1 protein-coding gene is annotated in these 255 nt (G+C 45.1%); it reads right to left on the bottom strand.

What is annotated here, in order from left to right; all coding sequences use genetic code 11:
- Nucleotides 1–255, bottom strand: a 255-nt coding sequence (locus tag NE668_RS09910) for a hypothetical protein (protein ID WP_256196825.1), incomplete at both ends; no start/stop codon positions are given.

The following is a 255-nucleotide window of genomic DNA, read 5'->3' as shown; positions in this document are numbered from 1 at the left end:
CAGACAACGACACAAGCCGAATGCAACACTCGTTTTCCCGACTCCGCCTGACGCCGAGGTGATCAATATGATCTTTGTTTCTTTTCCGGCATCCTGTTCGGCATAAAGCGTATCCTTGCATCTGCCTGTAATTTCATTAAAAATCTCCCGCACACTTGTATATTTAAACAAGCGGCAAATGTCGAGTTCGTCCGTCTGTCCGGGTTCGTAATGTTCCGACAATATCATCAAATGCCGGATATCATGTTTTTTCAG

This window comes from Veillonella parvula, assembly GCF_024461875.1.
Lineage (GTDB): Bacteria > Bacillota > Negativicutes > Veillonellales > Veillonellaceae > Veillonella > Veillonella parvula_I.
The sequence above is the reverse complement of the archived record's forward strand: the minus strand, read 5'-3'. Positions and strand labels throughout refer to the sequence as shown.